The sequence below is a fragment of the Kosmotoga sp. genome (assembly GCF_982836095.1).
Genome location: NZ_CEYIHJ010000100.1, coordinates 1 through 6,843, shown reverse-complemented (window position 1 = coordinate 6,843; position 6,843 = coordinate 1). Strand labels below are relative to the sequence as shown.

General features: G+C 40.1%; 6 protein-coding genes and 1 tRNA gene. 4 read left to right on the top strand and 3 right to left on the bottom strand.

Features of this window, described 5'->3' with window-relative positions; all coding sequences use genetic code 11:
- The first annotated feature begins 136 nt into the window (after positions 1 to 136).
- From glnA to AC3LHT_RS07285, 4 genes are all read left to right on the top strand, one after another.
- Positions 137 to 1,534 (top strand): type I glutamate--ammonia ligase, encoded by a 1,398-nt coding sequence (glnA, locus tag AC3LHT_RS07300; protein ID WP_488662436.1) that lies wholly within the window; start codon positions 137 to 139, stop codon positions 1,532 to 1,534.
- 61 nt (positions 1,535 to 1,595) lie between these two features.
- Positions 1,596 to 1,685: transfer RNA gene (locus tag AC3LHT_RS07295), tRNA-Leu, on the top strand.
- A gap of 44 nt (positions 1,686 to 1,729) precedes the next feature.
- Complete coding sequence (locus AC3LHT_RS07290; protein WP_290647048.1) at positions 1,730 to 2,470, top strand: WecB/TagA/CpsF family glycosyltransferase; 741 nt, start codon at positions 1,730 to 1,732, stop codon at positions 2,468 to 2,470.
- Complete coding sequence (locus AC3LHT_RS07285) at positions 2,467 to 3,747, top strand: amidohydrolase family protein (protein ID WP_290647049.1); 1,281 nt, start codon at positions 2,467 to 2,469, stop codon at positions 3,745 to 3,747. The genes AC3LHT_RS07290 and AC3LHT_RS07285 overlap by 4 nt, the downstream gene beginning before the upstream one ends.
- Before the next feature lie 16 nt (positions 3,748 to 3,763).
- Here the strand turns inward: AC3LHT_RS07285 and disA are convergent, their stop codons facing one another.
- The 3 genes from disA to AC3LHT_RS07270 all read right to left on the bottom strand — a co-directional run.
- On the bottom strand, positions 3,764 to 4,831 hold the full coding sequence (gene disA, locus AC3LHT_RS07280) for a DNA integrity scanning diadenylate cyclase DisA (protein ID WP_290647050.1): 1,068 nt from the start codon (positions 4,829 to 4,831) through the stop codon (positions 3,764 to 3,766).
- Positions 4,828 to 6,138 (bottom strand): DNA repair protein RadA, encoded by a 1,311-nt coding sequence (radA, locus tag AC3LHT_RS07275; RefSeq protein WP_290666877.1) that lies wholly within the window; start codon positions 6,136 to 6,138, stop codon positions 4,828 to 4,830. The genes disA and radA overlap by 4 nt, the downstream gene beginning before the upstream one ends.
- Positions 6,135 to 6,843: AAA family ATPase (locus AC3LHT_RS07270; RefSeq protein ID WP_488662435.1), on the bottom strand; the 709-nt coding region annotated here is incomplete at its 5' end. The genes radA and AC3LHT_RS07270, both read right to left, overlap by 4 nt.

The window sequence follows — 6,843 nt, the reverse complement described above, 5'->3', positions numbered from 1 at the left end:
CACAGGCTGTACTATCGGTTATCCGTGAAGGATTCACCGAATACTTAAATCAGTCAAAGATCATCAGATCCATAAGCGTATACAGAATAACATATAATGCTAAATATTAATTTACTGCTCTAAAGGAGGAGATTGTGTGAAAGACGTAATAGAGAAGTACGCCCATAATATTGAATTCATCGATCTAAAAGTAGTGGATGTTCAGGGCCGTTTGAGGCATGTCACACTACCGGGGAACCGTCTTGATGATAGCCTTTTCAGAGAAGGCGTTGGTTTTGATGCCTCTAACTTTGGCTTTGCCTCTGTTGAATCCAGCGATATGATAATGATCCCTGATCCTGATACTGCTTTCATTGACCCCTTTTATGATGAAAAAACCCTGTCGTTTTTCTGTGATGTCTTTTTAGTGGATACTCTTGAACCTTTCGACCAATACCCAAGGAATGTGTTGAGGAATGCAGTAAACAAACTCGAAGAAATCGGTGCAAAAAACGCGATGATGGCTCCGGAATTAGAATTCCATCTATTTGAATCATTTGGTTATGGTACTGATACAAGCGGTTCATTTTATAGAGTTGATGTTTCGGAAGGCTTTTGGAACAGTCAGGTGCTTTCCAATCAATATGTGGTAGATAGAAAACGTGGCTATCATCGAACCCCACCAGTTGATGCCTATTCCGGTTTTCGAAATGAAGTGGTAAAAGCCTTGTTGAAAATTGGAATCCCGGTGAAATACCATCATCATGAGGTCAGCTCGGCACAACATGAAATAGAGCTGTTCTTCCAAAACGCGTTGAAAGCAGCTGATTCTATTATCCTCACCAAATACATTATCCAGAACATCGCAACAAGACATGGCTTGGCCGCTACTTTCATGCCTAAACCTCTCTATAACGAAGCCGGGAATGGGTTACATGTGCATCAATTTCTGGTCAATGAAAATAATAGCAATCTCTTTTCGGGAAAGGGATACAGCGGCTTAAGTCAAATTGCCCTTCAATACATAGCCGGAATACTTTATCACAGTCTTTCTGGTTCTTTGTTAGCTTTTACCAATCCTTCTACCAATTCCTTTAAAAGGCTTGTTCCGGGATTTGAGGCTCCAGTTTGTGCCGCTTTTGCGAAGGCTAACAGAAGCGCTGCGATAAGGATACCGGGTTATGTTAAAAAACCCGAAAAAGTTCGCATAGAATTCAGGACAATGGATGCTACCTGCAACCCTTATTATTCACTTGCGGCAATTTTAATGGCTGGTATTGACGGTATAAAGAGGGAGTTCGATCCCGTAAAAATGGGTTTTGGTCCTCTTGAGGAAAATATCTACAAAATGGCTGATGATGAAAGGGAAAAAATCAGATTCTTTCCCACGAGCTTGTTTTCAGTTCTTGAAGCTCTGACTCAGGATAACGAATATCTAAATGAAGTGTTTAGCCAAAATTTGATTTTAAACTGGTATACTCTTAAGCAAAGGGAAACGGAATACGTGAATAGTGTTCCTTCACCTGCAGAGTATCAATTGTATTTCGATCTGTGATAGGCGAAGCCGCAAATATTACTTGACATATCCCCGTCGTGATGGTAAATTTTATTAGCGGGCCGAGGTGGTGGAATTGGCAGACGCGGCGGACTCAAAATCCGCTGGGGTTGATAGCCCCGTGCGGGTTCGACTCCCGCCCTCGGCACCAGAGGAAGGCTTTGCCTTCCTCTTTATTTTATGGAGGTGCGGCTCTTGAAATTCCTTGGCTTTGAAATTTCTGAACTCGATATCGTGAACAATGCAGAAAAACTGTTAGCTGGTATTAAAGCCGGACAACGCTTTTTTGTGTTGACAATAAACAGTCTAATTGTTTATGAAATATTTCAAAAACCCGAATATGCAAAGGCAGTAGAGAAAGTCAACTATGTAGTCCCTGATGGTATCGGGGTTATAAAGGCCATACAACTGTTCAAGAAAAGGCAGCTGCAACGTGTACCAGGTATTGAACTGATGCTCAAACTATGTGAATATGCCGAACGCGATGGCTTAGAGGTTTTTTTGCTGGGCTCAAAAGAGGATATTGTTAAGCAAACAGCAATAAACTTGTCCAAAAAATTTCCATTATTGAAAATTGTTGGGACTCATCATGGCTTTTTTACAGAAGATGAAAATGATAGAATTGTATCGATAATCAATCAAACGAATGCCAAGCTTCTTTTTGTAGCCATGGGTGTTCCGAAACAGGAAATATGGATATCGAAAAATTACGATTCTTTAAAACCATTGCTTGCCATGGGAGTTGGAGGATCCTTTGATGTTATTGCAAATAGAATTAAAAGAGCTCCCAAATGGATGCAAAAGGCAGGACTGGAGTGGCTTTATAGGATAATCAAGGAACCCCGAAAGCGGCTTAAAATTATACCCAGATTGTTTAAGTCAGTGATTTACTTAGTACGATATATTTCCTCTAAAGAAAGGGGTGATTGTTCATGATAATCAAAAATGTTTCGATATTCACAAATGATCCTGAAAACTACTTCATTCCAAGGGGGTTTGTTGAAATACGTGGCAGGGTCATTAGAAATGTCGGAAGGATGAATGAATATACTGCTACTGATGACGAGGAATTAGATGCACCGGATGCAATCATTGTACCTGGTTTGGTAAATGCACATATTAGCCTGTACAATTTCATTCACAATCTTGTTTATCAAAATAACGCGAACAATATCGTGGGTTCTAATTATTTTGTGAACTTAATAAACTTTTTCAAAAAATTCGATCAAAAAGGCCTGAGCAAGTATTCAATTGAAATGGGGGCTCTTTTAGCTCAATTGAATGGGATCACGACGATATTCGGTCCGATTTTTGATTCGGAAGCTTTAAATCCAGATATAATTCGAGAAATCGCTGAAAAATACCATATCAGGTTGGTAACAGGCCCTGTTGTTTTCAAAGAAAATATCGATGCGATAGTTAGCAAATGGATTGATGCAAGTAAGACAGATTATTATTATCCAGTTGTGTATATTACCGAACTTGCTGAATACAGCGAGGAAGAGTTGAAAAAGCTTACAAGCTTTATAGCTTCTGGCATAGATGTCATACTTGTTGTCTTTGACATGCATTCTGATGACACACGATGTTTATCACTATATGGAGAGCACCTGATAGACAGATTATTGAAAAGTGGTTTAATGATACCTCATTCCGGTATTGCTTATGCGGGTAATATGAGAGAAACCGACATGGATGTAATTGCCAGCAAACAAATGTTCGTGATCAAGTCTTTGAGAACGGAGCTTTTTGCTGGAACTTTCAAATCAAATATTGCCGATTTCCTTGGACGCGGAATGAACGTTTGCATAGGCTCAGGATTATTGGATGCTGATTTGCTTGGGGAAGGACGCGGTCTAATTCTTTCAGAACGGCACTTTAGGGGCTTTGATATAAAAGTCATCGATTATGAACTCAAGAAAACTCTTTTTGAGAACAACTATAAACTCGCTGAGAAATTTTTCAAAAGAGGCTTTGGGAAAATAAAAGCTGGATACGAAGCTGATTTTATGTTGGCAAAGCCAAGAAATCCATTTAGCACTATAAGAAAAGAGTTGAAATCGCTTTCAGAATTTATATCTGATTTATCCAAAAACTATTATGTTTGTGATGTCTGGACCTCAGGTGAAAGAATAATAAAATCTTGCAATCATACAAGGATGACACCAGAAGATGTAAATGAAATACGCGAAAGATTGAACAGTTTGGAATGATTTTCAGTAACTATAATTAGTCGAGATCTTCATGCCTTTTTTTCACATCGATGGCGTGCCTTATAGCAAGGGCACGCTTTTCTCCGATTCCTTCCACTTTCTTTAATTCTTCTGAAGAGCTATCCATTAATTTTGAGAGAGAGCCGAAACGCTTTCCAATATTCAGAGCCACCTGAAGAGGAATTTTTGGTATCTTACGAATAAATCTTATACCTCTTGAAAATAGCGACATCTCCATAGTCTGAGCAGTTGAAGAAACTTCATATCCCATGAGTTTTGCCAGGAAGACATAGTTTGACATTTCTTTTTCTGACAAGGAAAAAAGTTTTTCAGTTAAAGCGTCGATTTCTTCAGTATCAGGAATCTTATTGGAAAAATCCAGCACGAGATTCTCAATCTCTTCGGTGACCCCACTCAGGATTTCATCAAATTGCATCTTGGGAATATCACCGTAATTACCCAATTCAGCCAGAGTCATCTCTTCGTCATTATATATTCGGAGAATCATGAGCCCCTTGTGTAAGGTTTTTATAACATCGTATAATGTTAAAACCGATGAAGATTCAAGTACATCGATCTCCTCAAGTCCCTTGTCAAACGCCTTTCGATATTGGTCAACGGTACCAACCGCCTGGTTGATGCGTGGAATAAGCAATTCAAGAGACCTCAGCACATGGCTATAATCATCATAAAAAAGGCTGATGGTCTTTTTTCGTTTTGAAATCGCCACAAGCATCTTGCCGGTTTGGCGTGCCATACGTTCGGCTGTTCTGTGCCGCATGCCAGTCTCAGATGAAGAAATGCTTGGATCTGGAATAAGTTGAACATTTGCAGCTATTATTCTATTCATATTTTCGTCAACTATGATTGCTCCGTCCATTTTTGTCAATTCATAAAGTTTGTTTGGATTGAATTCACAGTCAATCATAAAACCAAGCTGCATAAGAGGCTTATACTTCTCGAAATCGTCAACAAAAAAAAGCAATGCACCCGTATTAGCCGCCACGATCTGGTCTAAAGCAAACCTTAAGGGCGTTCCTGGGGAAACTATTCTCAATTTTTCCAGAAATTCTTTGCGATTCATGTATCGCCCCCCCTCAATCTCTTTAGGAACTCTCCTATATCTCTGACGGTTATCTCACCTTCAGGAGAATGAATGGTCGAAAATCCAGAGTTCTTCAATCTGTCAATTCTCCGATCAGAAAACATCGCAGACCTGATAGAGCCGTCCAGGCCAATTTCACCAAAAGCTGCAAATCCCTCAGGCAAAGGTTTATCAAAAAAAGCTGAAACTATTGAAGCCGCTATTGCGAGATCCACTCCAGGATCGCTTAGCTGAAGACCTCCAGCAACATTTACATATATATCGAGACTATCTAGTGGAATCCCAGCCCTTCGAGTAAGCACCGCTGCGATGAGTAATACACGGTCAAACGAAACTCCGTTGGAAAGTTTTCGGGGAGTTCCATAAAGAGGTTTTGATACCAGCGACTGAATCTCTACGAGAAATGTTTTCGAACCTTCCACAACAGCGGTAATAACGTTTCCAGGTGCAGGAATGTAATCTTCCACAAAAATTGTTGAAAGATCACTTATTTCTTCTAACCCCTTTGATGACATTTCCAAGACGGCAATTTCATCGGAAGGGCCAAAACGGTTCTTAGTTGTCCTGAGAAATCTGTAACCTGTTTTACTTGCTTCAAAATATAGGACAGTATCTACAAGATGCTCCACTAGCTTGGGACCAGCTATTTGCCCACCTTTGGTGACGTGTCCCACAATGAATACAGGAATACCATTCCCTTTTGCCAGTGATACTATGTAATTGGCACATTCTCTGACTTGAACCACACTTCCTGGAAGAGATGAGACACCCGGAAGTTTTAGGGTTTGTAGGGAATCAAATATAATCAGCGAGAACTCTTGTATATCAAGCGTGGTCAAAAAAGAGAGATCACCTGTTGTCATAACTTTAATATGTTCTCCGGTAATCTCTAAACGCTCAGCTCTGAGTTTTAATTGGCTTTCGGATTCTTCCCCAGAGATGTATAGGACAGGTTTATTGTCAGTTACGCGTGCTGCTGTTTGCAGCATAAGCGTGGATTTTCCAATGCCAGGCTCACCACTGATCAATACCACACTACCTGGCACAATTCCACCACCAAGAACTCTATCAATCTCCTTCATGCCAGAACTGAATCGTATATGCTCACTGGTTTGAATATCTGTTAGGGTTCTTGGGCCTTCAAAGTTCTTTGTTTCAACTGAAGTAGTAGGTTCAACGGATATTCTTACAGCAGTATTCCACTCCCCACACATGGGGCACTTCCCAAACCATGCTGGTGATTCATAGCCGCAGGAATTACATACATAAACCTGTTTCTTTTTCATGTATCCGCACTAACCTCAGCCTTTTTCTTGATAGCTCTTCTGAAAATGATTTTCTCATCCTGAGAAATAGCTGTAATGTTATCTCCATCTTTAAAGCGTCCTTTTAGCAGCTCTTCGGAGAGGGGATCTTCAACATAACGCTGTATGGCTCTTTTCAAAGGTCGAGCTCCGTAAACTGGATCAAATCCTTTTGTAACGAGGAAATCCTGAGCTGCTTCAGAAATGGTTAAAAGCATGCCCTTTTCGCTCAGACGTTTTCGCATATCACGCATAAGAATATTTATGATCTCTTTGATCTCTTTCTTGGTCAATTGATGGAAAACTACCATTTCATCAAGGCGGTTTAAAAATTCTGGTCTGAAAGTTCTTTTCACTTCTTCCAAAACCGAAGACTTCATAGACTCATATTCTTTGTCTTCCATACCAGAAGCGTCAATAAACCCTATGGAAGCTTTGGTTTTGTTTATGAATTCGCCACCAAGATTGCTTGTCATTATGATTATGCTATTTCTGAAATCCACATGGCGCCCCTGAGAATCTGTTAATTGCCCGTCATCCATTATCTGAAGCAATAAGTTGAAAATATCAGGGTGAGCCTTTTCTATTTCATCGAAAAGCACAACCGAGAAAGGCCTTTTTCGAACCTGTTCTGTGAGAGTACCACCTTCGTCGTATCCTACATATCCAGAAGGTGCTCCAATGAGT

Excerpts from the sequence above, each read along its gene's own strand:
- disA (WP_290647050.1), bottom strand. The coding sequence starts at position 4,831 with ATGAATCGCAAAGAATTTCTGGAAAAATTGAGAATAGTTTCCCCAGGA.
- radA (WP_290666877.1), bottom strand. The coding sequence starts at position 6,138 with ATGAAAAAGAAACAGGTTTATGTATGTAATTCCTGCGGCTATGAATCA.
- AC3LHT_RS07285 (WP_290647049.1), top strand. The coding sequence starts at position 2,467 with ATGATAATCAAAAATGTTTCGATATTCACAAATGATCCTGAAAACTAC.